The following is a 26,685-nucleotide window of genomic DNA, read 5'->3' as shown; positions in this document are numbered from 1 at the left end:
GTCCCCCTCAACTCTTTCGTGACAGCGGGCACTGTCCGCTGTCACGCTTATGGAGCCCGTCATGGCAGACGAAAAAGAAGTCATCATCGAATACTTCAAGTCCAAGGCTAAAACAAAGTCCAAGCACTACTTCAACGACTTCCTGGACCTGTTCCCCGACAAGAAGCCCCGCGAAGTGAAGAAGATCCTCAGCGATCTCGTCAAGCAGGGTGTCATCGAATACTGGTCCTCCGGCTCTACCACCATGTACGGCATGAAGGGCCTTGGCAAGCAGGAAGAAGCCGAAGAGGGCAATCCTGTAGCCTAACGTCCTCCAGACATTTTCTCCAGCGGACAGTCTGTTTTTGCAGGCTGTCCGTTGTTTTTTGTCTTTCAGGCTCTCATCCTGTCAACCTGAACCATCAAATCCTTGTTTACAGCCATGATGCACATAACCCGCAAACACGAAATTTCCACAGCCCACAGAATCTACGAGCACAGCGGCAAATGCGAACGCCTGCACGGTCACAATTACACCATCCTGCTGACACTCTCCGCGCAAAAACTGGATCACCTGGGCATGATCCTGGACTTTGGCGAAGTAAAACGCCTTCTTTTTGGCGCCCTGGACGAAGCCTGGGACCACAGGACCTTGCTCTACGACATTGATCCCCTGGTAGAGCAACTGACTGTACTCAAGGAAGACGAATCCCTAGTCGCGATTCCCTTCAATCCTACTGCGGAAAACATGGCAGCCTATCTTGGAACTACGTTCTTTCCCAAAATATTGGAGGAATATGACATAGACAAGGATGTCTTTGTCAGCTCGGTCACTGTCTTTGAAACAGAAAAAAGCTACGCTACTTGGGAAAAATAGTTGTCTGTCAACGTATTGATCTGAAACTTGGTGGGAGATGCAAATACTTTTTGTTAACGAGGTTTTTGTTTCTCTGCAGGGAGAAGGACACTTTACCGGCACACCCGCCATTTTTGTCCGACTGCAGGGCTGCGATGTCCATTGTCCATGGTGTGACACAGGCTATGCCATGTCTCTTGCACGAGATTTGCGCACCAAAGACAACGATTTTTCTGTCCTGGCAAAAGAGACTGCCTCTGGCCTGTACACGTCAATGGATCCAGAAATCCTGTGCAACTATCTTTCAGGGCTGCACAAAAGTATTCGCCACGTTGTGCTTACTGGTGGTGAGCCATTTATGCAGGACGTTGCGCCCTTCATACGCCTTTTGCAGGGCAGGGGATTTTACGTACAGGTAGAAACAAGTGGCACAAGGCCCCTGTCCGTGTACAATGAGGAAAACCTGTGGATCACCCTCTCGCCCAAGCGGGCAAGGATGCCTCTCGCGGAAAACTGGTCAAGGGCCAACGAAATAAAGATCCCCATCGCCAGCGAAGAGGACGCAGACTTTCTTCTTTCCGAAGTTTTCGAACGTGTGGATCGCAAAAGCGCACAAAGCCCCATCATCGCCCTGCAGCCTGTGAGCCAGGACAGAGAAGCGACAAGACTTTGTTTCAAACTGTGCCTGAAGCACAATCTGCATCTGTCCCTGCAGACGCACAAATACACGGATTTTCGCTGAACCACTGCTGCCAGCCAATGACAGGCATTCAGCTGGCGGATTCGAAAAGTTCTTCCATGCGTCCCAAAGTCTTTTCCTCGGAAAGGATGTCGTTGACCAGAGCCCTCGCGTTTTGTGCCAAACGTAGGGCTCTTTCCCTGTCAAAAATCAGGCCCTTGATGGCCTCTGCCAGGGCCGGGACGTCCTTTTGCGGGACAAGACAGCCTGTTTCATTGTCTATGACCACATCCCCTATGCTTGCCACTCTTGTGCTCACCACCGGCACACCCATGCGCATGGCTTCGACAATAACCGTAGGCAGCCCGTCAGACTGTTCCGTTCCTTCAGGAATAATGGAAGGCATGACCAGTATGTCACTTTCGCGAAGCATTCCCGCAATCCTGTCGTGTGGCAGGGCACCGGTAAAGTGCACGTGTTCGTGTATGGGCTGTGCTTCGCTCTTCAGGGTGTGCATGAGTCCGCCCCCACCTACAATGGTCACATCTACCGGGACACCTTCCCCGTAAAGGCGTATGGCAGCCCTGATGAGATACGCAAAACCCTTCTTCTCGATAAGCCTGCCAATGCAGATGATTCTGCAGGGACTTTGCATCGGCACCGCAGCTGTGCCTTCGGAAGACATGGTCAGGGTGTTGTACACAAGATGCACCTTGTCCCACTTGTCGTCGGGGAGAAAGGAGCGCATGTGCGGCACGTTGAAGGAGGAGTCCGCTCTTGCAAAGGCGCAGTCCGCCAACTTTTCCCCCAAAAAGCCGTCCGGGGGACGCACATCCGTAGCTCTGGCAGTGAAGGAATAGGGTATGCCCTCAAGCTGATGTATGACCCAGGCCGCTGTAGCAGGCCCTGATGCCCAGGCCCCGTGTATGTGCCTGACGCCTTCCTTGCGAAATCTGTCTGCCAGATAGACACCACAGCAGAAAGCCCAGTAGTTTTCCAGGCGCATTTCCGCATCACGCCATTTTGCAAAGAGAATCCTGCGCAATATGCCGCCTACCAGGCGAGGCTGTCTGACAAGTCTTGCGATAACGGCTGCAGCAATGGGCAGGATATGGGGTATGCCCAGATGCCTGACAGGTACTTGCGTATTGCGCATGTGTTCTGCCAGATACTTTTTGCGTTCACCGTACAGAGTGACAACAGATACGGGAAAGCCCCTTCTCCACAAACCCTGTACCTCATAAAATACAAATGTTTCCGACAAAAGCGGAAACCACAGTGCCAAATACACAGTCTTTGGCAAGGACGATACTGTGGACAGGGGTGTGCCCATGGTGCTCCCGCGGTTCGAGTTGTTTTGCAGTGCCCAAGGCACGCATGGTTGTTCGATACATTGCACGCGACAAGCATGGGCAGAAATTTGTGTACCTCACCCTTTCAAGATGAGGAAAGCGCCTTTCTGACAGACAGTACTCAAGTGGTGCAAAGCGGCTTTATTACAAACTCCCCCTTGAAAAAAGTCAATGGTTCCAACCAAAATGATACGTCTTTCCGACTCTTTTGGAAGGTGGACAAAAAGCAGGACGGAGTATGACCTTCAAGCCATACTCCGTCCCTGAAAGATGGTGTGCCCGGGGAGATTCGAACTCCCGATCTTCGGCTCCGGAGGCCAACGCTCTATCCAGCTGAGCCACGGGCACAGAAGTCCATCTGAGAATTCCCATGGGCACAGAGTAGATCCTTGCACAAAGACTTTCAAGCAGAATTTTGGCAAAAATCGAAGCCGGACCAAGGAATACGGAATGTTCCAGACTTGCCCTTAAGCGCAAACACACCAGGTTCGATTGCCTATTTGCTGAATTCGACTGTATCGCCAATCTTCATGGGTACACAGCGACAGGACGGGACCTGTGAGCCAAGGAGCTGCTCGAACTCGTCCGTGTTCTGAGCCAGAATCGGGAAAGTTCCGTAATGCATGGGCACAACATGGCTGCATTTGAGCAGACCACATGCCATGGCTGCCTGACGCGCATCCATGGTGTAGTGCCCACCCACGGGCAAAAGGGCAACGTCAATGGGATACAATTTGCCCCACAGGGCCATGCCGCTGAAAATGCACGTGTCGCCGGCATGGTAGACAACCAGTCCGTCAGGCATTGTGATTATATAACCTGCGGGAGAGCCCGTCATGCTGGTATGATAGGCCTGCGTCATGGTTACCTTGACGCCCCTGTACTCCATGGTGCCACCCATGTTGAATCCGCCGTAGAGAATCTGTTCTGCCGGCACGCCCATTTCCTGCAAGTGCTCCGTTGTTCCGACAATGGCACCCACGCCGGCTTTCGTTCTCTGGGCGATACCAGCCACGTCACCGGTGTGATCCCCATGATCGTGCGTGATCAGAATGAGGTCAACACCTCCCTTTTCAGCCAAAGCAGCCATCTGGGGATCGGCAAAAAACGGATCGATCAGAATACGCACGCCTGAGCATTCAAGACCAAAGGCCGCATGACCATACCATGTGATATTGCTCATATATGCTCCTCTTTGTTTGCTTGCCAAAGGGGGAGAGAGCAATTCCTCCCCCTGATTGCATTAGAAAAGCCCCTTCAAGGGATTGCCGCCAGACCCGGGAAGAATCTTGCGTATTCCACCTTCAGTGGGACGCAGATTTTGCGGCGCCTGAAGCAGACCCTTGCCCATATTCTTCAAAAGCTTCTCCATGTCCACAGAGTAGGAAATATCGCTCAAGGGCCCATTGATCTTGAGAGGAATTGTCTGCCCCTGCACTGTCACATCGACATTTGCGTCTATGCGCTTGCCAACATAGTCGAGATCACCGGATCCCTTGCCGCCAAGCCCATCGCTCACAAGCCTTGCGTTCCACAGGCAATGTCCCTTTTGCAGCGTAAAGGGCACTGTTATGCTGTCTATCTGCTCAGGCAACACAATGGACGAAAGCTGCTTTGTTCCCTTGATTGCCTTGGTGATGCCGGGAATACGGACGCTGACAAGATTGACCTGTCCCTTGCCTGCTGCGGACTTTGCAAGAACATCTCCATTCTTGCCACGTGCAGAAACATCCCAGTTGAAGCTGCCGGTTCCCTGAATATTGAAGTCCTGCGCCGCAGCCTTTTGTATGGTGGCAAGGGAAAGATTCTTGACAGAGCCGCTTGTCTGATAACTGCTGTTTTTCAGATTGGCCTTTGCCCTGATATCCACAGCCGCGCTGCCATCAACCATGGCAGTAAGGGGCGAAACAGCATAATTGCCATTCTTGCCCAAAATAGTGCAGGTGAGTTTGTTCACGCTCACGCCATTATAGACAATGCCCTCACCCGTGATGGTCAAATTCACATCCGGCAGGATTGTGTCCTCTGTATCCTCATCGGTATTTGCCGATTCTTCGCTGGCCTGGGCCTGTTCCTTGGCGCCGTCTTTCTTTTCCTGCCCCTGCTTGCCAAGCAGGGCGTTCACATCCAGGGAAGAGCAATGCAGAGCGCCCCTGATGGCCAGGGAAGACAGACCCAACTCAAGATTGCCCTTGAGACTCGCCTTGTCCGCAGCAACCGCAAGAGAGGGGATTTTCAGGACATTGTCGGAGAAATCCGCCCTAGCATTGACCGTGAGGGTCTGTACGGAAGCGAGAGCCGGAATCAGGGCGAGTTTTGCAGGAGAGGCATTCACGGACACGTCTCCGGCAAAGGCCGGATTGTGCATGTTGCCGGTTCCTTTCAGGGAGACCCTGGCGCTGGTAATGCCTGCATCAAGCTTCTCCAGGGCAAAATCACCGCTTGCGAGGGACACATTACCCTTCACTGTGAAGCTAGCCGGGCCCAGATTCCTGTCATAGAGCCCCTTCACCGGCGTGATTGTCACCTGCAGCATGGGCAGACCGATTTCTGGCAGATTAAGCTTTGCCGCGCCTTGCAAAGCCATGTTTGCCTCAATGTATTCGCCCGTTGCCTTTTGCAGGGCAGCAACAAAGTCGCATTCAAGCTCGCCTGTCTCTCCCTGCCCGATGTTGCGTATGGAGAGATTCAGGCTGGAAATCGATATCTCGTCGCCCCCTTCCTGTACCAGCGTAAACTTTCCGTCCTGCAGGACAAGCCGTCTCAAAGATATCGGCAAGCTCATCGAGGAGGCAGGATGCTGTTCGGTTACCGCCTTGGCCTTTTCATCCTTGTCAGCCTCGGCGACCGGTCCCAGTGATGCCCCGGACTGGTTCTGGCGTATGGTTACCACAGGCTCCTGCAGTTCCACATCCTGTACTTCCGGGGTTCCACTGAATATGGAACCAAGGGCTACGCTCGCATGGCCGCTTTTGGCATAGACGGACAAGTCCGACTTGTCGTCTCCCCAGCGGACACCCTCAAAACGCACCCCAAGGGGGATTATGGAAATAACCGGCTGCTTGGCAAAGGTCAGGGCCTTGCCTGTGGATTTCTGGGAAATCTCGTTGGCTCTGGCAAGGACCTTTTCCAAAATGCTCGGTCCCGCGAGATACACTGCCGCGATTGCCACAATCACGATGGCGCACAGGCCAATCAGGGTGAACTTCACTATTTTCTTGGCTGCCATGCTGTTTCCTCGCAAAAGACACAGGGCCTGCCAAAACGTCAAAGCGTTCTGACAGGCCCCGGCAAAAAAACTAGAGATTGGCTGCGTACCAGTCACCTGCCAGACGCAATCCCTGGCGGACATTGAAGTGCGGCTCGTAGCCCAGAAGTGTTTTGGCCTTGTCTATATTGGCCAGGGAGTGGCGAACATCGCCGGCTCTGAAGTCACGATGCACGGGCATGGCGTTTGCTACATCCTTGTGGCGCATCACTTCCTCCTTGATGAGATCAAAGAGTTCGTTGAGCGTTGTCCTCTCTCCGAATGCCACATTGTAGATCTGGTTGCGTGCCTTCCCTTCCGCGAAGCTTGCCAAAAGGTTGGCCTGTACAACGTTGTCGATGTAGCAGAAGTCGCGGCTTGTCTCGCCGTCGCCGTTGACATAGACTGTTTCGTTGCGCAAAAGGCTGGCAAACCACTGGGGGATGACGGCTGCATAGGCGCCAAAGGGATCCTGACGCTGCCCAAAGACATTGAAGTAGCGCAGGCCAACCGTGGTAAAGCCGTAGCAGCGTGCAAACACGTCACCATAGAGTTCATCCACGTATTTGGTCACTGCATAGGGAGAAAGGGGATGTCCTATGTGGTCCTCCACCTTGGGAAGCTCGGGACTGTCGCCATAGGTCGACGAAGAGGCTGCATAGACAAAGCTCTTCACGCCTGCGTCACGGGCAGCCACCAGCATGTTGAGAAAGCCAGTGATGTTGCAGCTGTTGGACAGAAGAGGATCGTCAATGGAACGGGGAACAGAGCCCAGGGCTGCCTCGTGAAGGACATGATCCACATTTTCGCAAACCTTGTGGCAGGTATCGATGTCACGGATATCACCCTCGACAAAGGTGAAGCGACTCCAGGCCTCGGGACCGACAAGGGCTTCCACCATATCAAGGTTTTTCTGATAGCCAGTCAGAAAGTTGTCGAGACCAATTACCTTCTGACCGAGCTTGAGCAGCCGCTCAATCAGATTGGAGCCTATGAAGCCGGCGCAGCCGGTCACAAGCCAGTATCCGGGTTTCTCCTGCATCTGTGAGCACAGTTGCTCGTAGTTTTTTGCAGCCATGATTCTGCTCCTTCAGAACCCCCTTTTGGGGCATTGTCTGTTGTCTTGTGTGCTGCACCGCAGACAGTCACTGACAGGGCGGCAGGCCTCTTTGTGCCTTGCCACAGATTGCCGCGCACAGCCTTTGAACAGAGCGGGCGCGACAAGACTGGCGAGGACTTGCGATGAGTGCAGTTCTTTTTCGTGAATGTGACACAGGCAGGCAAAAAAAGCTAGATTGACGGATTGCAGAACCCATTTGTAATCTGCTGGAACGGACAAAAAACTTTTCATCTTATTTCAAGAACTTGGACTCCCTGTTTCCTTCTTGGTTGCCTTGTGGTAGGACCTTGCCGGAATAGGGCGCATTCCAGGACATACCAGAGCATCACCTGGCGCTCTTTCACTTTTGCAACTCAAGGATATTTCCCCTTCTTTCTGCCGCCTTCCCGGTTCAGGGAAGAGGAAGCAGAAACAATCAGCAAAGGAAAAGGCCATGCGCATCTGCGTACTCGGCAATCAGGCCAGAGCTACCTTTCTCTTCTGGCGCGTGCTCATGCTTGCCGCAAAGGCAAGGGGGCACAGCGTTCTGTGTCTTGTCCCGGATGGGGACACGGAAAGCAACCAGCGTATTCGTGACCTGGGCGTAGACCTGCGCCACTACAGTCTGGATCGCAAGGGGCTGAGCCCGTCAAACGACATCAGAACCTTTCTTGAACTCAAGAAGATTTTTGGAAAAGAACGCATAGATCTGCTTTTTGCCAGCACCATAAAGCCGGTGATCTACGGATGTCTTGCGGCAAAAAGCGCCGGTATTCGACATATCTATGCGACAATCACCGGCCTGGGATATGCCTTTGAGGCAGATTCTCTCTTCAAGAAGCTCATCAACAGGCTGAGCATTGTTCTGTACCATACAGCCCTCTCTGGTATCGAAGGTGTCTTTTTCCAGAACAGGGACGATGCAGAGCTCTTTGCCAGCTGCGGCATCCTCAAGAAGAATGCCCGCGTGCTCTTTGCCAGGGGAACAGGGGTGGACTGCAGTCATTTTGCTCCCCTGCCTCTGCCGAACAGGGACAATGGCCTTGTTTTTCTGAGCATAGGTCGTCTGCTTGAAGCCAAGGGCTTTCGCGAATTTGTCGAGGCTGCAAAAATAGTCAGACAAAAGTACCCAGATACTCTCTTCCGCATCCTGGGCCCCAAAGAGCAGGGGCTGGGCAGCATAGGTGAAGAAGAGATAGCTTCCTGGAAGGGAAGCGTGGACTACCTCGGGGCAACAAGCGATGTGCGCCCCGAAGTTCAGGCAGCCCACGTCATCGTGCTTGCCTCCTGGCGCGAGGGCACGCCTACTGCCATCATGGAAGCCATGAGCATGGCAAGACCCTGTATCGTGACGGATGTTCCCGGCTGCAGGGAAGTGGTCGAGGACGGCAAGAACGGTCTGCTTGTTCCCTTAAAGAACCCTGCTGCTCTTGCCGAAGCCATGGAACGGCTTTGCGCAAATCCCGAACTTCTTGTCTCGATGGGTGCATGTGGCAGGGAACTTGCTGCAGAAAAGTTTGACGCCAATGTGGTGGCAAATGGCATCCTGGACGACATGCATGTCCCTGACCTTACCTGAGCGGACGTTGGCCTGAAAACAATTCGACAAATCTGGGCCCCGGATACACGGGGCAGTGCATTTCCACGAAACAAAGGGTTTATCCACCATGATCAGCAATTATCGCAGAGCGCTGCTGCAGGCAGTGGATCTCTTGTGCATACTCATCGCACTCCTTGCCTGTGAACTTCTGACAATTGCGCCGGATCTCAATATCCTCAAGGACTATACGGGCGCCTGCCTGTTTACCATCTTCTTTTACCTGCTCTTCTTCTACATTCTTGACGCCTACAATGTCGGCAACGAGGATTTCAAGGAGACCATAGGCAGGGTCTCGGTAGCCTGTGTGCTTGGTATCATCAGTTCTGCCACGGCATCCTATGCATTTCAGCACTGGCGCTTTGACAGAACAACCACGAGCCTGCTCTTTCTGCTCTCTCTGCTGCTCTGTCTTGCCTGGCGCTACATATACAACCGCAATACAGACGAGCTCACCCACCCCCTGCGCATTCTGCTCGTAGGTGTGGACAGGGCAGGCAAGGTACGCCAGCTTCTGAACGAAGGACTCCCCAAGGCCCGCATCATTGGCTACGTGGGCGAGAGGGACATGGATCCGGACGCAGGTCCCTGCCTTGGAGCTCCCTTCAATGTGCTTGAGGCCGCAAAGGAGCATGGGGCAACCATGATATTGCTCCTGCCCGATGCGCCCATAGACGACGACATTGCCCATTCCCTGCTTGAAGCCAAGCTGCACGGTGCCATGGTGGTCGATATCCGCAGCTTCTACGAACATGTGGTCAAGAGCCTGCCCATCTCGCAGATAACGGAAGAGTGGCTCTTGCAGACCGAAGGCTTCAACCTCAATACCAGAGGTTCCCTGCGCCGCCTGAAAAGAGCTTTGGACGTGCTCATTTCCATTGTGCTGCTCATCCCTGCCGCGCCCATCATGCTCATCACGGCCCTTGCCATACGCCTGGAATCCAAGGGCCCCATCATCTACAAGCAGGACCGCGTAGGACTTTTCGAAAAGGAATTCACTGTCTACAAATTCCGTTCCATGCGCACGGATGCCGAGAAAAACGGTGCTGTCTGGGCCAAGGAGCACGATGACCGCGTGACCCGCGTTGGTCGCATCATCCGCAAAGTGCGCATAGACGAGCTTCCCCAGATCTGGAACATTCTGAAGGGCGACATGAGCTTCATAGGTCCAAGGCCCGAACGCATGACCTTTGTCCAGGAACTGAAAAAGCAGATTCCCTATTACGGTCTGCGTCACACTGTAAAGCCGGGGCTGACCGGCTGGGCCCAGGTCTGCTACCCCTACGGCGCATCGGTGGAAGACAGCCTGCGCAAGCTTGAGTACGACCTCTACTACATCAAGAACATCTCCATTCTGCTGGATATTACCATTATTCTGAAGACCATTGGTGTCGTGCTCTTCCCCAAGGGCGCAAGATAGCTTCCATTCTTCAAAGTATTGCTAGACCGCTCGCACGCCTGGTACAAGTCCCGGGTGCGGGCGGTCTTTGCTGTTCGCAACAGGACAGGAATCTTTCCGTACCCAGGCAGAAGACCAAACAGGAGCACAAGACCCATGGAAGACCCAAGGCAGCTGACAGAAAGTCTCAAGACGTCCTTCATGGATGTCACACATCCATCGGACGAGTTTTTGCGCGTCAGCCTGCTTTCGAACATTCCCGGGCAGCACAAGGTTCTCGAGGACCTTGAAAGCGAGCTCTCCGGATGCGAGAGCTTTTCCATCAGCGTGGCCTTCATCACTCTCGGGGGTATCACACCGCTTTTGCAGATTCTGAAGGAGCTCGAAGAAAGAAATGTTCCCGGACGCATCCTCACCACAGACTACCTGTCATTCACCCAGCCTGCAGCCCTGCACAAGCTTTTGAGCCTCGGCAACATAGAACTGCGCATCTACCGCACAGGCCCGGACAACAGCGACGGCTTTCACACCAAGGGCTATATCTTCGAAAGGGACGAAACCCTGCGGCTGATCGTTGGAAGTTCCAATCTGACGGACAGGGCCCTTTCGCTGAGCAGGGAATGGAATACGCGTCTGGTCTGTCTTGGCACAGGCGAGTTTGCAAGAAGCGTCCTCAAGGAATTCGACGAACTCTGGAATCACGAAAAGACACGTCCAGCCAGGGATATCCTCGCGGACTACGAACAGGAATACAAAGCCCGTCTTGTGCAAATGCGGGCTCTTGAAAAACTGCGTGAAAAGATCATGCCTGTGCGCGAAAAGCCTGTTCCCAACTCCATGCAGCAGGCCTTCCTCGAACGCCTTGCAAAAGCGTGGAAGCTGGGACAAAAACGCGCCCTACTCATCTCTGCCACAGGCACGGGCAAAACCTATGCTGCCGCCTTTGCCGTCCGCGACTTTCAGCCCAGACGCCTGCTCTTTGTGTGCACAGGGAACAAATTGCAAGGCAGGCCAGGTCTTCCTTCATGCGTGTTCTTGGCGGCGACAAGGGCGAGTACGGCATTATGTCCGGAACTGTTCATGAAGAGAACAGAAGGTACGTCTTTGCCACCATGCAAACCCTGGCCAGGAAACTGAACGACTTTGCGGTCTCGGACTTCGATTTCATCATCATAGACGAGGTCCACAGGGCCGGGGCGCCCAGCTATCAGAAAATCATGGCCCATTTCCAGCCCAGGTTCTGGCTTGGCATGACAGGCAGTCCGGACAGGCCGGACGGCTTCGACATCTACGGTCTGTTCGACTACAACATTGTCTATGAAATCCGTCTTCAGGACGCAATGAAGAACGATTTGCTCTGTCCTTTCCATTATTTTGGAATTGGTGACCTTGCTGTTCAGAACACAGATCGCCAATACAGAGCTTATACCCCATCTGAATTCATGCGTCTTGAGAAAAAGGAATATATTCGACACATCATAGAAAAGGCGAAATACTACGGATACTGCGGGGAAAGAGTCAAGGGACTTGTCTTTGCATCAAGCAGACAAAAGGCTTGGGACATTGCTCAGGGCCTCAACGAGAACGGGTACAAGGCCCTTGCCCTTTCCGGAGACGACAGTCAGGATGTCAGGGACGAGGCAGTGCGCAGGCTCACCTCTGGCAATGGGGAAGAACGCCTCGACTATCTGGTGACCGTGGACATTTTCAACGAAGGCGTCGATCTGCCGGAAGTCAATCAGATCCTGTTGCTGCGCCCAACCCAAAGCCCCATCATTTTTGTCCAGCAGCTCGGCCGCGGCCTGAGAAAGCACGAAGGCAAGGACTTTGTGGTCGTCCTCGACTTCATCGGTGACTACGACAACAACTACCTTATCCCCGTGGCCCTTTCCGGCGATCTCTCGTACAGGAAGGACAGGCTGCGCCGCATCGTAAGCGTCGAATCCAGGCACATTCCCGGCATTTCCTCCATCCATTTTGACAGGATTGCCAAGGAAAGAATCTATCAGGCCATAGACAGGGCAAAGACCAGTTCCATGGAGCTCCTGAGAGAAGCGTATCTGGCCCTCAAAAACAAGCTTGGCCGTGTGCCCGATCTGACAGACTACGAGGAGCACGGGCAAATCGACGCAGTGAAATTCTTGCAAAAAGGCACAGGCTACTCATACCACAGCTTTCTTGCTAGGGTCGAACGAAACTATCAGATCCGGCTTACACAGGACGCGACAAGGCGCATTGCCTGGCTGTCCAGAAAACTCGGAAATGCAGTCCGCCTGTCGGAAACCATTGTGCTGCGTTCCATCCTAGAGGGAGAACACCATCTCAAAGCCAGCCTTGTTCGCAGGCTTGCCGCTGCATGTGGCTACAAGGCCACACAGGCCCATCTGCAATCCGTGGAAAACATGCTGACCAACAACTTTGAGCGCACAGAGCAGGACAGAGCGCGACAATGGGGCATGACCTTCATTGCAGTGTCTCCAAATGGAGAATGGGAGGCAGATCCGGGCTTTGTGCAGGCCCTTGAGGATGCAAACTTCAAACATATGGTCGAAGAGCTCTGTACATTCGTGGAAAGGCGCTGGCAGGCGCTCTACTCGGCACGGTACAAGGCAACCATGCTGTCGCTGGGTGCATCCTACACCTACGACGATGTGTGCAGGCTGCTGGACTGGGACAAGCTTATGCCCGCGCAAAACATCGGCGGCTACTTCTATCATGCCGGGACAAAAACCCTGCCCATATTCATCAACTACGACAAGCCCAGTGACGCCATCCCCTACGAAGACCGCTTCCTTTCCAGGCAGGAGCTCCTCTTCCTCTCCAAGACAAACAGGCGGGCAGACTCGGATGACGCCAGGCGCATGACAAGGCAGAATCCGTATGAAGACACGACAATCTATCTTTTCGTGCGCAAGAACAAGAACGACAACGAGGCCAAGAGCTTTTATTTCCTGGGCGAAATAGAGGCCTGCGGTGCCCCTCACGATGTCACTCTGCGCGACGGGAAAGGCAGGGCCTTCGAGATACGCTGGAAACTGCAGCAGGCGGTTGAACAGGGACTATACGAATACCTCACAGGAGAATAGCAATGAAACACATAACAGTGTCCGCAGCCATGATACACCACAACGGGCGCATTCTGGCCACGCAGCGCGGGTACGGAGACTTCAAGGACGGCTGGGAATTTCCCGGAGGAAAGGTCGAGCAGGGCGAAAGTCCGGCTGAGGCCATTGTCAGGGAAATCAGGGAAGAGCTTCGTGTGGATATCGTCCCCGAGGAGCTGGTCACGACAGTCGAATATGACTATCCGACCTTTCACATCACCATGCACTGCTTTTTGGCCAGCATACGCAGCGGTGAGGTCCATCTTCTGGAGCATGAGGCTGCCCGCTGGCTTGCCCCTGAAGAGCTGGACGAGGTTTCCTGGCTTCCTGCCGACATTGCAGCCGTGGAGAAGCTCAAGATGTTGCTGACCCGGCAAAATGTAGCGTAGCGCGTCATTTCCCGGGCATCAGATCGCATCCTTTGTTGCTTGCTATCTGCATCCCCGAAAGGCTGCGGTTTCGTCGTCCACCTCGTCCTGCCAGCCGTTTTTCGTGTTGTCCACGCGATCAAAGCGACGCGAATACGGCTTGATATCGAGAAGAGGAGTTCCGTCCAGCACATCTATGGAGCCCACATGCAGCACATTGCCCTCGCGCCCGAGCAGCTGGACAATGCTCATGCCTATTGGGTTTGGCCTTCCCGGCATGCGGGTGGCAAAAAGACCGCGCTCCACGTTCTGTAAAAAGGGTTTCACCAGCATGGGGCAGGGCTTTGCCCTGTGACAATGGTAGAGAAGAATGATGTGGGAAAAACCATCGAGATCCTGGAGACCCTGCGTATACTGCTCAAAGACATCCACTGTTCCCAGACAGCCATCGGCATAGCAGGGCTGAATTGGCCCATGGGCCGGATCCGTGTGCTCGCTGTGAATAATGCCTATGGGATGGTAGATGAAAGCCTCGCTCACGGTCACACCTCCTGAGGATGTGGAGAAAGTTCTTGCTTTTTGCAAACCCTGTTGTCGCAACTGTCAGACTGCAGGCGCCCATGAATGGTATAGCCCTTTTGGGCATCCCTTGTCTTCTTCCCTCATCGAGCCATGTTCCCTGGAACGCCGTCCATGAGTCCTGAACCCGCAACTCCTCCCCTTGTTCCTTCTCGCTGCCAGATAGCTGTCCCTCTTTTGCTTGTTCCCTGCCTTCTGCTCTTTGCTGCCCACTGCTACAGGGCAGGGCTCGCGGGACTTGCGGCATGCGCCATTGTCTGGGGCATTGCCACCCTGTTTCGCTCGGCCTGGATGCGCCCTGTCTCCTTTGTCGCGCTGCTTGCCATTGCAGTCGAATGGTTTGTGACCTGCAACCAGTTCATGCAGATTCGCATGGCCATGGGCGCGCCATGGCTGAGACTTGTTCTCATACTGGGCACTGTTGCTGCCCTGGCTCTGGGAACTGCCCTGCTCCTTACCCTCAACCCCGGAAAGAGCTGGTTTTGCAAAAAGACCGAAAGCTGTGGCAGACAGTGCACGGCCTTTGCGCTTGTCCTTTTGATCATGCTGCCCATCTGGCTCAAGATGCCGTACATGCTGCTTGCGGAAAGACTTGTGCCCGGGGCAGCTATACTGCAGGTGCTCTTGGCAGCTTTCTGGGCTGCCCTTGTCTGCGACTGGCTTGGCAATCGTTCCCTTGCCCACAAAAGGCGCCTTCTGATCTGGAGACTCTTCTCCGTGGTCTTTTTCGGGCAATTTGCCCTGGCGTGCCTGGGCTATGGCCTTTTTGCCATGACTGGCTCCCTGCACATCCCTGTTCCGGGGGTCATTGTCGCTGGCGCAATCTACAGGGGCGAGACTGGCTTCATGCTGATGCTCTTCCTTGCCACCATCCTTCTGCTTGGCCCTGCCTGGTGCAGCCATCTATGCTACTTTGGCTCCTGGGACGCTGCGGCGGCGGACAGGAAAAGACAGGCGGAAAAGCGCCTGCACCCCCTTTTCTGGCGCCTGTGCATGCTTGGGCTTGTCATTGCCTGCACCTTTGCGCTCAGATTGAGTGGAGCCCCATTATCTCTCGCCATGGCCTGCGCTCTCCTTCTGGGCCTGTTCCTGCTTCCCTGTGCCCTCTTCTGGAGCCGCAGATATGGCCAGGCATGCTACTGCACTCTTTTCTGCCCTCTGGGACTTCTCGCCTGCGTGGCTGGCAAAATTGCTCCCTGGCGCGTGCGCATAACAAAAGCCTGCACACAGTGTGGTGCCTGCACCAGGGTTTGTCGTTACGGAGCCCTGGACATGGACAGAATACGCAAGGGAAGCCCTGGTCTGTCCTGCGTTTTGTGCAGGAACTGTATCAACGCCTGCCCTCATCAGGGAATGCAACTGGTTTGGGCTGGAAGAAGCTGGCAAGGATACGCGGAAAGCCTTTTCGTGAGCCTTGCTTCCGCTCTGCACGCAAGCTTTCTCTTTCTGGCAATGGTGTAGCGCCATGAAGGGTAGCAGTGTGCACAGCGCAGGGCTTGCCCTGACTGGTATACATTGGAGACTGCCAGCCTTCTTTTGGTGTATACCTGTGCCTAGACCAGATTTTCCCGATAAGTGACTGCCTCTGCTTCCTGCCATTGGTATGACAGGAAGAAAAGTGAACTGCCCTGCGAGTCTCAGGTCATACCGTTTCTCATACCAAATTCTGATGATGCAGAGACAAACAGAAGCATAAATTGCTTGTTATGCAGCGTAGTTGCACCACATTTACGGTATCTTTGACGGCTCCCTGCTGCCCAAAGTGAGAAGTACCGCACAAAATACCGTAAAACGCTCGATATGAAAGGAGAGACCCTAGAACACGCAAGGTGCTTCAGACAATCCCAAAAGCAGTCCCGTGGACTGTTTGGGGCTGACAAGGAATGCCGGAAATTTCTTGGTGAAGGAACTCAAGATCTTATTTTTATAGCTGTTAACAATAGGCTTTTTTGTGAAGGTCGGGTTAAGGTACTCAGAGCGGCTTTGGGCAAAACCTGTACATTCACCTTCACAAATCGACCCAAGTCGTGTGGTCGAAGAAGAACAGCTACAAACGCCCATGAAAGCTAACTGCATGAAAAAAAGGACTTTGTTGACCTTCAAAGTCGAACAAAGTCCTTTGATTTCAATGTATTGGCGGAACGGAAGGGACTCGAACCCTCGGCCTCCGGCGTGACAGGCCGGCGTTATAACCGTCTTAACTACCGTTCCGCGGTAGACATGGGGTGGTGGGCAGTACAAGACTTGAACTTGTGACCCCCGCCGTGTGAAGGCGATGCTCTACCAACTGAGCTAACTGCCCCCATGCGAAGAGTAGTGATACGCAGACTTTTGCTGTTTGTCAACAACTTTGTGACAAAAAATTTTCCGGGACGCATCCTCTGCCCGAAAAATTTCGCAAACGGGCCTGCATGGCGCAAGAAGCCCCCCTCCCACCTCTGAACACTTTTCGCCGGACACAGGCAAACTCCGACAAAAAGTCCTCCGCAGGGCGCCTCGCAGGTTTGGAAAAAGTTGCAGTTTTGTTTTCGGGATAGTAGAAACCTGCCTGTCATTTTTCAGCGGACGGTACTCCAATGCTGCAACGCACATTTTTCTCCCTTTTCCTGTTCTCGACTCTTCTCGTATTGTCCTGTCTTTGGACAGATCTGGCCCGCGCGACCGGAACCATGCCCCAGAGTACTCCTTCCGAAGCGCAGGAAGAGCTGACACAGGATTATACGCCCTACCATGGCAGGCTCATCTACGAGCAGACCATGGGCGAGAACCTCTGTGCCATAACCTTTGACGACGGCCCGTCCAACTACACGCCCCAGCTGCTGGACACCCTAGACTACTATGGTGTTCCCGCTACCTTCTTCATGCTCGGCGCAAATGTTGCCAAGCTCCCCCATGTTGTGCGCAGGGTCGTTGCCGAGGGCCATGAAGTTGCCAGCCATTCCTACCGGCACCCGAATTTCAGGCGCATTTCCCAGCAGCGCAGATGGGAGGAGCTGGATAAGACAGACAGGCTTTTGCGCGCCTGTGGAGCCGAACCCGTGCTCTTTCGTCCTCCCTATGGGGAACAAGATCACGCGCTCGCACAGATGGCTGCGGAGTTTGGCATGCGCATTGTCACCTGGTCCTACGACACAGAGGACTGGAAACACCTGCCTGCAGACTATGCCCAGCTTCGTGATCCACGCGGACGCATTGCCGCGCGCGGACATTTGCGCGGCATCTTCCTGTTTCACGATATTCACAAAACCACAGTGGATGATATGCCCCGCGTCATTGCCCAGCTCAAGGCCGGTGGATGCGACCGGTTTGTTACAGTCAGCGACTACATGAACGAACTCTTTGTGGACCCGGAACCGCCGCTGCACATGACTATGCGCAAAAAGGGCCACATAGAGCCCGCAACTGTGAGTACAGTCGGCATGAGCACGCATGCGAGAGCCCGAGAGCTTGCCACAAGGATTGTCTCCGAAGCTGAAAGCCAGGCTGCTCCCCTTGCTGCAGCTCCCCTTATTGCAGATGCAAGTGTCGAAGGGACACCCGCCCTTGTGGCCTGGCATGGCTTCGCAAGGGACGACATCAAAATCCTCCCGCCCCCAAGCCAGTTTGTCTCCCTGAGCAGGAAAATCCGTGAGGTGTTCAGCCACGCTCCCAAGACCGGCAGGCCGGTTTCCTTCTTCCATGTGGGAAAACAGGTGATCCTGCCCAAAATTGGCAGCAAATCCTACATTGTGCGTCCCTTGAGCCACCAGACAGCCCAGCGCGATCCCGAATTCTGATGCGCCTTGCGCATAACGATCAGGGGGCCCGGTGCAAGTGCTTGCACCGGGCCCCCTGTTGTATTTTTCCCTCTGCAGATTTAAGGCTTACGCCAGGCGATCGCGGAAATCCTCGTATCCGAAAACATGGAGCAGGCTGAAGACATCTCTGCCGCTTGCGCTGTCCACAAGGCCTATGGAGGGCAGACGCAGGCCGTTAAAGGTCGTTGTCTTCACCATACTGTAGATGGCCATATCCTGCAAAAGCAGGCGCTGCCCTACTTTCAGGGGAGCGGCAAAGCCATATTCCCCGAACACGTCGCCAGCAAGGCAGCTCTTGCCACCCAGACGGCAGCGCCAGAAGCCGTTTTCGTCCATGCTCTCGCAAAGCCTGTCCCCATGCTCGTAGATGATGCGCGGTCTGTAGGGCATTTCCAGCACATCGGGAGTATGGCAGGCAGCAGAGATATCGAGCTGAACAAGGGGCATGTCCGCCTCGGTAATATCAAGCACCGTGGCCACCAACACGCCTGCGTTCAGGGCAACGGCCTCGCCGGGCTCCACGTATATCTGTGCCCCCCAGCGCTCGTGCAGGCGCGTAAGCGTCGAGCAAAGCAGGTCGATATCGTAGTCTGCCCTCGTGATATGGTGGCCTCCGCCAACATTGATCCAGCTGCACTTTTCCAGGAATGGAGCGAAATTTCGCTCCACAACCTCGGCAGTGCGGGCAAAGGCGTCTGCATTCTGTTCACACAACGTGTGGAAATGCAGTCCGCTTATCCCCTCTTCCATAATCCCTGCCGGCAAATGGCGCAGACGAATGCCCAGACGCGACCCTGGCGAGCAGGGATCATACATGGGCACAGTCCCTTCGCTGTGCTCGGGATTGATGCGCAGCCCGGCCTCTACACCCTTTTTGGCAAGAAAATCGCGATACGTGCGCCACTGGGCAACGGAGTTGAAGACAATGGTGTCCGCAAGGCTCACCAGCTCTTTCACTTCAGCCTTTGTCCAGGCAGCGGCAAAGGCGTGAACCTCGCCGCCGAATTCCTCTCTGCCAAGCCTGGCCTCGTCAACGCTGCTGGCGCAAGTTCCCCACAAGGGCCCCTCCTTGGCCCTTGAGAGCAGGGAAAAGGTTTTCCAGCAGGCGTAACTCTTGAGGGCAAGCAGCACCTTTGCGCCGGTGCGCTCCTGCACGCTGTTCAGAATGGCGGCGTTTGCGCGCAGCTTGTCCACATCCACCACAAAGCAGGGCGAGGGAACGTCTGCACTCAAAAGCAGTTCTTCGTGAGCCACTAGACAAGCTCCTTGCCGGTCACATCAATGCAGGTCCAGGGCAGCCCGTAATCGCCAAGATCCTGCAGGAAGGGATCGGGGTCGAACTGTTCCATGTTCCAGACGCCGGGACGCAGCCACTTTTCCTCGCACATCATCTTGGCGCCTATCATGGCGGGCACACCGGTAGTGTAGGAAATGGCCTGCGATCCCACTTCGCTGAAGCATTCCTCGTGGCAGCAGATATTGTAGATGTAGACGCTCTTGGCCTTGCCGTCCTTCACGCCCTGCATGACATCGCCAATGCAAGTCTTGCCCCTGGTCAGGGGGCCAAGGGTTGCCGGATCGGGCAAAAGTGCGGAAAGGAACTGGATGGGCACAATCTTCTGGCCCTTGTACTCGACCTCGTCGATACGCGTCATGCCCACGTTCTTCAGCACGGACAAATGCTTCAGGTAATTGTCCGAGAAGGTCATCCAGAAGCGGGCGCGCTTCAGCCCCTTCAGATTCTGGGCCAGGGATTCGAGCTCCTCGTGATACATGAGGTAGCACTTTTTGCTGCCTATGCCATCCGGGAAATCAAAGTCCATGGACCAGGAAAGAGGAGCTGTCTGCACCCATTCGCCGCGCTCCCAGTAGCGGCCACGGGCGGACACCTCGCGGATGTTGATTTCGGGGTTGAAGTTGGTGGCAAAGGCCTGGCCATTGTCACCGGCATTGCAGTCTATGATGTCCAGCACATGCACTTCGTCGAGCTCGTGCTTCATGACCCAGGCTGCAAAGACGTTGGTAACGCCGGGATCGAAGCCAGAGCCAAGCAGGGCGCACAGCCCCCTTTCCCTGAAGCGTCCATCGTAGGCCCACTGCCACTTGTACTCGAACTTGGCTGTGTCCAGCGGCTCGTAGTTGGCAGTGTCGAGATAATGTACCCCGCACTCGAGGCAGGCGTCCATGATGTGCAGATCCTGGTAGGGAAGAGCAATGTTCAGCACCATGAAGGGATTGACAGAACGGATGAGAGCGCACAGTTCGGGCACGTTGTCCGCATCCACCTGTGCTGTTTCGATGGTCACGCCGTAACGCTGCTTCACGGATTCGGCAATTGCCTTGCAGCGCGACTCTGTCCTGCTGGCAAGCACGATTTTGCCGAAAACTCCCTTGGTGGCCGCCTGGGCGCACTTGTGGGCAACAACGCTGCCGACGCCGCCGGCTCCGATAATCAAGATGTCTTGGGCCATGTTTTTTCCTCCAGGGGCCAGGATTTGTTGGGGATGAATGATGTTTCGTCCAGGCAAAGGACATGGGCAAATCTGCCGCTTGCGCGGGCCTCGTGGACTTGCTCATGGGCTTGGTTGCGGCAGGATGCGCAGGCATCGCGGGGAACAAGAACGCAAAAGGATAGCGCCGTGCGCGTGGATTGCGTAAACCACATGGTGTAGCCTGCACAGGAGGAGCAGAGCTTCGAATACACGCGCTGCCCTTCGCTGATGCCGTCCGTATCGTAGTAAATCTGTTTGTCCTCGACCCAGAAACCGTGCTCTTCCCTGCCTCGCCAGGGAGCCTTGGGGGGATCGAAATACTGGGCCAGGGCCTCTTCGGCCACAGCGCACACCTGATCCGTAACCCTCGCGGACTGACGCAGATACCTCTCGTCCCAGTCTGGCTCGCGTATGTCAGAGGCATCAAGCCCGGCCAGGGCCAGGCAAATACCCATGTTGACATAGGGCAGCGCGCCACGAATGGAGTACCCGCCCTCAAGGACTGCGATATCTGGATCAAGCAGCGTATTGAGAGCCGCGTAGCCCCTGGCTGTCAGAAGCTCGCTGGCCAAAGGATCCGTGAAGTGATTGTCCTGGCCTGCAGAATTGACCACAAGATCCGGGGCAAAATCCCGCAGGATTGGCAAAACTGCGTGCTCCATGACGTAGAGATAGCCGTCGTCACAGGTCCCTGGCGGCAGGGGGATGTTCACTGTGCGCCCGAGCGCAGCCGGCCCTCCGCATTCGCGCACAGCGCCCGTTCCCGGGTAGAGCGTGCGGCCATCCTGGTGCAGGGAAATAAAGAGCGTGTCCGGATCATTCCAGAAAATGTCCTGGCTGCCATCGCCATGGTGTACGTCCGTATCCACTATGGCAAGACGCAGGGGCCTTCCCTGGATACGGTAGTTGGCCCGTATCCAGGCAAGCATGAGCGCCTCGTTGTTGATATTGCAAAAGCCCCTGTTGCCATGGGCCACGCGCATGGCATGGTGTCCTGGTGGCCGCACCAGGGCAAAGGCCTTCTTTTCCCTTCCTTCGAGCACAAGACGGGCTGCCTCTATGGCACCTCCGGCTGCGGCAAGATGGGAGTCTGTGACAACATCGCGTATGGAGGGCAGGCAAAAATGCACTCGTGCCACATCCTCGAGAGGCATGAGGCGGGGCCGGTACTCGCGAATGCCCTCGATGTCGAAAAGGCCTTCCTCCTTGAGCTGATCGCGCGTGTAGAGCAGGCGCTCCTCCCTCTCCGGATGGGTGGGAGAAATGGCCCAGTCAAAGGCGGGAAAGAAGACCACGCCAAGGGAATTCCTTGCTCTGGAAAAGGCTTGCATGACCTGTGCCCTTGTGTGCCTGGCCGGAACTATTCTTCACCCTCGATATTCTCGAAGATATCCTGGCCGTAGCGGATATTGGAAACCATGCTGGCAAAATGGGATGCTGCGGCCACAAGATCAAGATTGGTATTGGCTATGGCGCAGAAAAGGACCTCGTCCATGGCAGAGACGACAACTATACCGCCGGGATTCTGGGGCTGGCGAAAGACATTTGTATAGACAAGCTCGGTATCCCCGGCTGCCATAAAGGGTTCCATCCACTCGAAATTGTCCGTCTCGGCAGCCTGCTTGAGCAAGGGATCCACAGCGCCGCTCTTGGCAAGGGGTGTGAGTCGTCCGCCATCGACGTTTTCAAAAACGTAAATTTCCCTCATTATTTTTCTCCGGGCACACTGGCCTGTAAAAGTGTTCGCAAACTATTCAAACCGGAAGACAAAACTTCACCCTCTCCGGTGCTCCCCCTAGCCTGTATGGCCTCAAGGCAGGCGCAAAGGACCTCCTCTTTTGAAAGGGTTGCGTCAAGGACACATACCCTAGAAGGTGCCTGTTCGGCAATGAAGCGAAAGCCCGCGCGCACAGCCTCGTGGAAGGCCCGCTTCTCGGCGTCGAGTCTGTCGTAGCCCTCATCGCCCAACTGTGCCCTGCGCTCTTCGACACGCCTGAGCCCTTCCTCGACAGGCAGATCGAAAAGGAGAGTCAGGTCCGGCTCAAGCCCTCCTGTGGCTGCCTGATTGAAGCTTGCCAAAACCTGCAGATCAAGCTTTCTGGCATGGCCCTGGTAGGCCAGAGTGGAATCGGTAAAGCGATCGCAAAGCACCATGGCCCCTCGCGCAAGGGCCGGACGTATGACTTCGGCCACATGCTGGGCCCTATCGGCAAGAAAGAGAAAGAGCTCGGCCTCCGGGACCATGCTGCGTTTCGCGTCAAGCAAAAGTGTGCGCACTGTCCGCCCAAGCTCGCTCCCCCCAGGCTCCCTTGTGCAAACCACATCCATTCCCATGGCTTCAAGACGTTCGGCAACGCCGGCCAGGGCCGTGGACTTTCCGGAGCCTTCCATGCCTTCGAAGGTGACAAACATTGTTTCCTCTCCCGGTTATCTGCCGAGAAGGCCAAGCAGGGAGTCCCTGGGGCCTGCGCCCCGTTCCTCGGCATGCCTGCCCTGTAGCTTGCCCTGGTTTGTGTCTGGGGCCCTGTGCGAGCCTTGTTCATCCAGGCTGTAGGCAAGACTCTCCAGATAGCCGTCTTCCCACTGTGGCGGTTCGGAAGAACTCACGGGCTGACTGTGCTCCTCTACTGCCTGCGCCTGCCCCCTTCCCCTGGAGGCGGCGCAAGCAGGCCTTGCGAGGCGTGCGTGCAACTCGGCTGGCGTTGCCCTGAACTGTTCATCCATGTTTGACGCGGCTTCCGGCTGCGGGACACGCGCTGCACGTGAGATATTTGCTGATGTCGTCACGGGCGCAACGTTTTCCCTGTGCTCCGAATCGCTGCGTACAGCCCTGTAGAGAGCCCTGCCAAATTCGCGCTGCATGGGCGTCAGCGCCCCTTCCTCCACGTCTTCGAGCAAGCCTTGCATGGTATTGAGCTTTGCATCCATGTAGTCGGCCGAAGCCAGAACAATGGCTTCCATGCTTGCCGGCTCCCTGACTGCCCCAAATTCGATGCGTCCGTGGTGGCTCAGGACAAGGTGGAAGAGATGGTCGCGCATGGGGGCAGGGATGTCCGCCTTCTCGCAGGCCTTGCCCAGCATGGCTACGCCAAGGACAATATGCCCTATGAGATTGCCGGGAATGGTGTACGAGACCTCGAAGGGATCTGTGTGCATCTCCTCAAGCTTGCCTATATCGTGGAAAAGGGCTCCGGTGACAAGGGTCGGCCTGTCCAGGACGGGAAAGAGATCGGCCATGGCAAGGCAGATGCGGCAGACCTCGAGGGTATGGATCACAAGCCCTCCACGTCCGGCATGGTGCATGCTGCGGGCAGCCGAAGAATTGACAAAGGCCCTTCTGTTCTCCTCATCCCCGAAAAAGACCTGTACAAGGCGCTCCCAGGGCGTGCCTGCGACTTCCTTCATGACCAGATCCATGAGCTCTGCCATGCCCTTTTCGCCATCGTAGGGCGACGGAGGAAAATAGTCCTCAAGGCGCAATCCCTCGCACTCCGCCTGGGCAAGTACAGTGAGAGCATCGATGCGGACCTGCAGGTTGTCGCGGAACTTGTTCGCCTGGCCCCGCACATGCACAAAGCTGCGGCTTTGCAACTCCCTTGGCTGGAGGACACCACGCTGGGACCAGATCTTTGCCTGCACTGTTCCTGTGGAATCGCTCAAGCCCAGCGACCAGTAGGGATTGCCGTTCTTGTCGTTGAGCTTTGCTACGTCACATGTGACGAAAATGCCTTCAATTACGGGAGTAAATTCATTGATATCCGATACAAAGATTCCCTTTTCCATGGTCGGCCTTTTTTTTGTTGCTGCAAGGAGAGCAGAATTTCCCTTGCCCTTCGGGGGGATTGACAACACAACAAAAGGCAGTGAAATTTTGCGGAAACCGCCCATTGCTGCGCCTTGTGGCTGCAGTTGCCCCGAAATTGGGTAAAAGTCAAATGAACTCTTCCCCTTCCCGCACGCTCCCGGACACAGCCTCAGGGAGAGGCACAATTGTAGGACGGTTTTGTGACAAAGTGTCGACGGGATGGCAAAACACAGCTTTCAATCCCCACGGAAAAGGTTATGGACGTACTTCTGACAAACGATGACGGCATACACGCAAGGGGTCTCATGGCTCTGTATACAGCCCTGAGAGAACGCGGGCACACTGTGCATGTGGTAGCCCCCATGGAACAGCAGTCCGGGGTTGGTCATTCGCTCACAGTGTTTGAGCCACTGCGCTGCCTGCACTTCAAGCAGCCGGGCTTTGAAGGGCTTGGCCTGTACGGCACACCTACGGACTGCGTCAAGCTGGCTCTGGCTTCCCTGCTTGAAAAAAGGCCGGATCTTGTGATGAGCGGCATCAACGCAGGCCCCAATGTGGGCCCGGACATTCTCTACTCTGGCACTGTGGGTGCTGCAACAGAAGCCTGCCACGAGGATCTGCCAAGCATGGCCATTTCCGACGACGAGCAGGATCCCATCGATATTCTGGCCAAGGCCAGGCATGCCGTGGGCATTGCAGAAACCATCAACTGGCAGGCCATGCCTACCCGCCGCGTCATCAATGTGAACTATCCACGCGGCCTGCTCTCTTCGAGCAAGGGCGTACGCGTCTGCAAGCAGACTTCTGCCGTGTGGAAGAACAGCTACCTCGAGCGCAGGGATCCGCGCGGGGGACGCTACTGGTGGCTTGTGGGCAGCATTCCCCCGGAGACGGTCAACTCCGGCTCGGACAAGGATCTGCTCAATCGTGGTTTTGTCACCATAACGCCACTGTGCTTCAACTTTACGGATGATGCAGGATTGCGCATCCTCGAAAGAGAAAGCTTTCCCAACGTGCGCTGAACGCGGTTTTTTGTTCCCTGCGCCTCCATATTGTGGCAAAATATTTCAAGATACCGTATTGTGTTCTCAAACAGGGGCCCGCAGAGAACGTCTTTGCCTGCCCTGTTCGGGTACACGGCATTTTTAGCACAACGCATCCCTTATAATGGAGGAGTCCAATGCCCCTTATCGGCCCAAAGAAAATGTTCGAGGCTGCCTACGCAGGACAGTTTGCCATTGGTGCATTCAATGTGAACAACATGGAGATCATTCAGGGCATCATGCGTGCTGCCTCTGAAGAGAAATCTCCCCTCATCCTGCAGGTGTCCGCCGGTGCACGCAAATACGCCGGGCAGACCTACATCATGAAACTCGTGGAAGCTGCTCTCACCGAGGACCCGTCCATTCCGGTCTGCGTGCATCTTGACCATGGCCCCTCCTTTGAAATGTGCCGCGACTGCATTGACGGCGGCTTCACCTCCGTCATGATCGACGGCTCTTCCCTGCCCTTCGAGGAAAACATCGCCCTGACCAAGAAGGTGGTGGAATACGCACATCCGCGCGGTGTCTGGGTCGAGGCCGAACTTGGCCGCCTTGCGGGCATCGAGGAACATGTGGTTTCCGAGGGCCACAGCTTTACGGATCCCGATGAGGCAGTGGAATTCGTGGAAAAGACGGGCTGCGACTCCCTTGCCGTGGCCATTGGCACAAGCCATGGCGCCTACAAGTTCAAGGGCGAAGCCAAGCTGGATTTCCCCAGACTGAAAACCATCTGCGAAAAGCTGCCCAACTACCCCCTCGTTCTGCACGGAGCATCCTCCGTTCCCCAGGAATTTGTCGAGCTGTGCAACAAATACGGCGGCAACGTGGGCGGAGCCAAGGGCGTGCCGGAAGACATGCTGCGCGAGGCTGCCCGCATGGGAGTGTGCAAGATCAACGTGGACACGGATATCCGCCTTGCCCTGACAGCTTCCATCCGTCAGTTCATGGTGGAACATCCCGAGGCCTTTGATCCCCGCCAGTATCTGAAGCCTGCCCGCGAAGCCGTCTACAAGATGGTGGCCCGCAAGATCCGCGACGTCATGGGCTCCTCCGGCAAGGCCGATCTGCTCTAAAAATCATCTGTCTTCCCAGATCCGGGGCGCAGGTCTGCACCAATTGGCTGCAGGCTTGCGTCCTTTTTTTGTGGACTTGCAATATACGTGAATTTCCTGAAATCAGGTACGTGAATTTCCTGAAATCAGGTAACAGGTGACGTCAAAAATTCATATCTACCCATCGGCCTAAATGTATGATAGCTATTTGAAATTAAATGATTAACCTATCACACG

General features: G+C 55.2%; 22 protein-coding genes, 3 tRNA genes and 1 pseudogene. 12 read left to right on the top strand and 14 right to left on the bottom strand.

The features are described from left to right. Positions 1–61 precede the first annotated feature (61 nt). From B5F76_RS04515 to B5F76_RS04505, 3 genes are all read left to right on the top strand, one after another. Complete coding sequence (locus B5F76_RS04515; RefSeq protein ID WP_087351727.1) at positions 62–307, top strand: dissimilatory sulfite reductase D family protein; 246 nt, start codon at positions 62–64, stop codon at positions 305–307. Between the two features lie 114 nt (positions 308–421). Beyond that, positions 422–856: a 6-pyruvoyl trahydropterin synthase family protein gene (locus B5F76_RS04510; protein WP_087351726.1), complete on the top strand. Its 435-nt coding sequence runs from the start codon at positions 422–424 to the stop codon at positions 854–856. Positions 857–893: 37 nt separating this feature from the next. Then, a complete protein-coding gene (locus B5F76_RS04505) occupies positions 894–1,577 on the top strand; it encodes a radical SAM protein (protein ID WP_087351724.1) in 684 nt (227 codons plus the stop codon). A gap of 28 nt (positions 1,578–1,605) precedes the next feature. On the opposite strand, the gene B5F76_RS04500 is transcribed toward B5F76_RS04505, so the two are convergent. From B5F76_RS04500 to B5F76_RS04480, 5 genes are all read right to left on the bottom strand, one after another. Further along, complete coding sequence (locus tag B5F76_RS04500; protein WP_162608684.1) at positions 1,606–2,670, bottom strand: glycosyltransferase family 4 protein; 1,065 nt, start codon at positions 2,668–2,670, stop codon at positions 1,606–1,608. 467 nt (positions 2,671–3,137) lie between these two features. After that, a tRNA-Arg gene (locus B5F76_RS04495) sits at positions 3,138–3,214 on the bottom strand. A 148-nt stretch (positions 3,215–3,362) separates the two neighbouring features. Beyond that, complete coding sequence (locus tag B5F76_RS04490) at positions 3,363–4,049, bottom strand: metal-dependent hydrolase (RefSeq protein WP_087351721.1); 687 nt, start codon at positions 4,047–4,049, stop codon at positions 3,363–3,365. 60 nt (positions 4,050–4,109) lie between these two features. After that, positions 4,110–6,095, bottom strand: coding sequence for an AsmA family protein (locus tag B5F76_RS04485; protein WP_087351720.1), 1,986 nt, complete (start codon positions 6,093–6,095; stop codon positions 4,110–4,112). Positions 6,096–6,165: 70 nt separating this feature from the next. Continuing rightward, a complete protein-coding gene (locus tag B5F76_RS04480; protein ID WP_087351718.1) occupies positions 6,166–7,191 on the bottom strand; it encodes an SDR family oxidoreductase in 1,026 nt (341 codons plus the stop codon). Positions 7,192–7,666: 475 nt separating this feature from the next. On the opposite strand from B5F76_RS04480, the gene B5F76_RS04475 reads away from it, so the two are divergent. The 5 genes and pseudogenes from B5F76_RS04475 to B5F76_RS04455 all read left to right on the top strand — a co-directional run bounded on the left by B5F76_RS04475 (position 7,667) and on the right by B5F76_RS04455 (position 13,701). Further along, entirely contained in the window at positions 7,667–8,791 is a 1,125-nt protein-coding gene (locus B5F76_RS04475; protein ID WP_087351716.1) for a glycosyltransferase family 4 protein, read from the top strand. Positions 8,792–8,879: 88 nt separating this feature from the next. Next, the gene (locus B5F76_RS04470) at positions 8,880–10,229 is read left to right on the top strand and encodes a sugar transferase (protein WP_087351714.1); all 1,350 of its coding nucleotides are present in this window, start codon (positions 8,880–8,882) and stop codon (positions 10,227–10,229) included. 135 nt (positions 10,230–10,364) lie between these two features. Further along, positions 10,365–12,011 (top strand): annotated as a pseudogene (locus B5F76_RS15560) (DEAD/DEAH box helicase); the annotation flags it as partial. 233 nt (positions 12,012–12,244) lie between these two features. After that, positions 12,245–13,294, top strand: coding sequence for a DUF3427 domain-containing protein (locus B5F76_RS15555; protein ID WP_204218325.1), 1,050 nt, complete (start codon positions 12,245–12,247; stop codon positions 13,292–13,294). A 2-nt stretch (positions 13,295–13,296) separates the two neighbouring features. Further along, complete coding sequence (locus tag B5F76_RS04455; protein WP_087351708.1) at positions 13,297–13,701, top strand: (deoxy)nucleoside triphosphate pyrophosphohydrolase; 405 nt, start codon at positions 13,297–13,299, stop codon at positions 13,699–13,701. A 42-nt stretch (positions 13,702–13,743) separates the two neighbouring features. Here B5F76_RS04455 and tsaA read toward each other — a convergent pair whose 3' ends face one another. Next, positions 13,744–14,220 carry a tRNA (N6-threonylcarbamoyladenosine(37)-N6)-methyltransferase TrmO gene (gene tsaA / locus B5F76_RS04450; protein ID WP_087351705.1) on the bottom strand — a complete coding sequence of 159 codons (477 nt, stop codon included), beginning with the start codon at positions 14,218–14,220 and terminating at the stop codon, positions 13,744–13,746. Positions 14,221–14,373: 153 nt separating this feature from the next. On the opposite strand from tsaA, the gene B5F76_RS04445 reads away from it, so the two are divergent. Next, complete coding sequence (locus B5F76_RS04445) at positions 14,374–15,720, top strand: 4Fe-4S binding protein (protein WP_162608682.1); 1,347 nt, start codon at positions 14,374–14,376, stop codon at positions 15,718–15,720. A 673-nt stretch (positions 15,721–16,393) separates the two neighbouring features. On the opposite strand, the gene B5F76_RS04440 is transcribed toward B5F76_RS04445, so the two are convergent. Continuing rightward, a tRNA-Asp gene (locus tag B5F76_RS04440) sits at positions 16,394–16,470 on the bottom strand. Between the two features lie 15 nt (positions 16,471–16,485). After that, positions 16,486–16,561 (bottom strand) — tRNA-Val (locus B5F76_RS04435). A 274-nt stretch (positions 16,562–16,835) separates the two neighbouring features. On the opposite strand from B5F76_RS04435, the gene B5F76_RS04430 reads away from it, so the two are divergent. Beyond that, a complete protein-coding gene (locus B5F76_RS04430; RefSeq protein ID WP_239406960.1) occupies positions 16,836–18,035 on the top strand; it encodes a polysaccharide deacetylase family protein in 1,200 nt (399 codons plus the stop codon). A gap of 87 nt (positions 18,036–18,122) precedes the next feature. Here B5F76_RS04430 and nspC read toward each other — a convergent pair whose 3' ends face one another. From nspC to B5F76_RS04400, 6 genes are read right to left on the bottom strand one after another with little or no spacing between them, the layout of a single operon-like run. Further along, positions 18,123–19,310, bottom strand: coding sequence for a carboxynorspermidine decarboxylase (gene nspC / locus B5F76_RS04425; RefSeq protein WP_087351701.1), 1,188 nt, complete (start codon positions 19,308–19,310; stop codon positions 18,123–18,125). Then, the gene (locus tag B5F76_RS04420; protein ID WP_087351699.1) at positions 19,310–20,527 is read right to left on the bottom strand and encodes a saccharopine dehydrogenase family protein; all 1,218 of its coding nucleotides are present in this window, start codon (positions 20,525–20,527) and stop codon (positions 19,310–19,312) included. Before B5F76_RS04420 ends, nspC begins: the two co-directional genes overlap by 1 nt. Continuing rightward, positions 20,509–21,879 (bottom strand): histone deacetylase family protein, encoded by a 1,371-nt coding sequence (locus B5F76_RS04415; protein ID WP_087351697.1) that lies wholly within the window; start codon positions 21,877–21,879, stop codon positions 20,509–20,511. The genes B5F76_RS04420 and B5F76_RS04415 overlap by 19 nt, the downstream gene beginning before the upstream one ends. A 29-nt stretch (positions 21,880–21,908) precedes the next feature. After that, positions 21,909–22,256, bottom strand: a complete 348-nt coding sequence (locus tag B5F76_RS04410; protein WP_087351695.1) for a hypothetical protein — start codon at positions 22,254–22,256, stop codon at positions 21,909–21,911. Beyond that, complete coding sequence (tmk, locus tag B5F76_RS04405; protein ID WP_087351693.1) at positions 22,256–22,960, bottom strand: dTMP kinase; 705 nt, start codon at positions 22,958–22,960, stop codon at positions 22,256–22,258. The genes B5F76_RS04410 and tmk overlap by 1 nt, the downstream gene beginning before the upstream one ends. 15 nt (positions 22,961–22,975) lie before the next feature. Then, on the bottom strand, positions 22,976–24,331 hold the full coding sequence (locus B5F76_RS04400) for a 3'-5' exoribonuclease YhaM family protein (protein ID WP_162608681.1): 1,356 nt from the start codon (positions 24,329–24,331) through the stop codon (positions 22,976–22,978). Positions 24,332–24,610: 279 nt separating this feature from the next. Between B5F76_RS04400 and surE the strand changes: the two genes are divergently transcribed. Both surE and fba read left to right on the top strand, forming a co-directional pair. Then, positions 24,611–25,375 (top strand): 5'/3'-nucleotidase SurE, encoded by a 765-nt coding sequence (gene surE / locus B5F76_RS04395; RefSeq protein WP_087351688.1) that lies wholly within the window; start codon positions 24,611–24,613, stop codon positions 25,373–25,375. 158 nt (positions 25,376–25,533) lie between these two features. Continuing rightward, a complete protein-coding gene (fba, locus tag B5F76_RS04390) occupies positions 25,534–26,469 on the top strand; it encodes a class II fructose-1,6-bisphosphate aldolase (protein WP_087351686.1) in 936 nt (311 codons plus the stop codon). The last annotated feature ends 216 nt before the right edge of the window (positions 26,470–26,685 follow it).

The organism is Desulfovibrio sp. An276, from assembly GCF_002159665.1.
GTDB lineage: Bacteria > Desulfobacterota > Desulfovibrionia > Desulfovibrionales > Desulfovibrionaceae > Desulfovibrio > Desulfovibrio faecigallinarum.
Note: the sequence above shows the minus strand (reverse complement) of the source record. Positions and strands in the feature narration are given on the sequence as shown.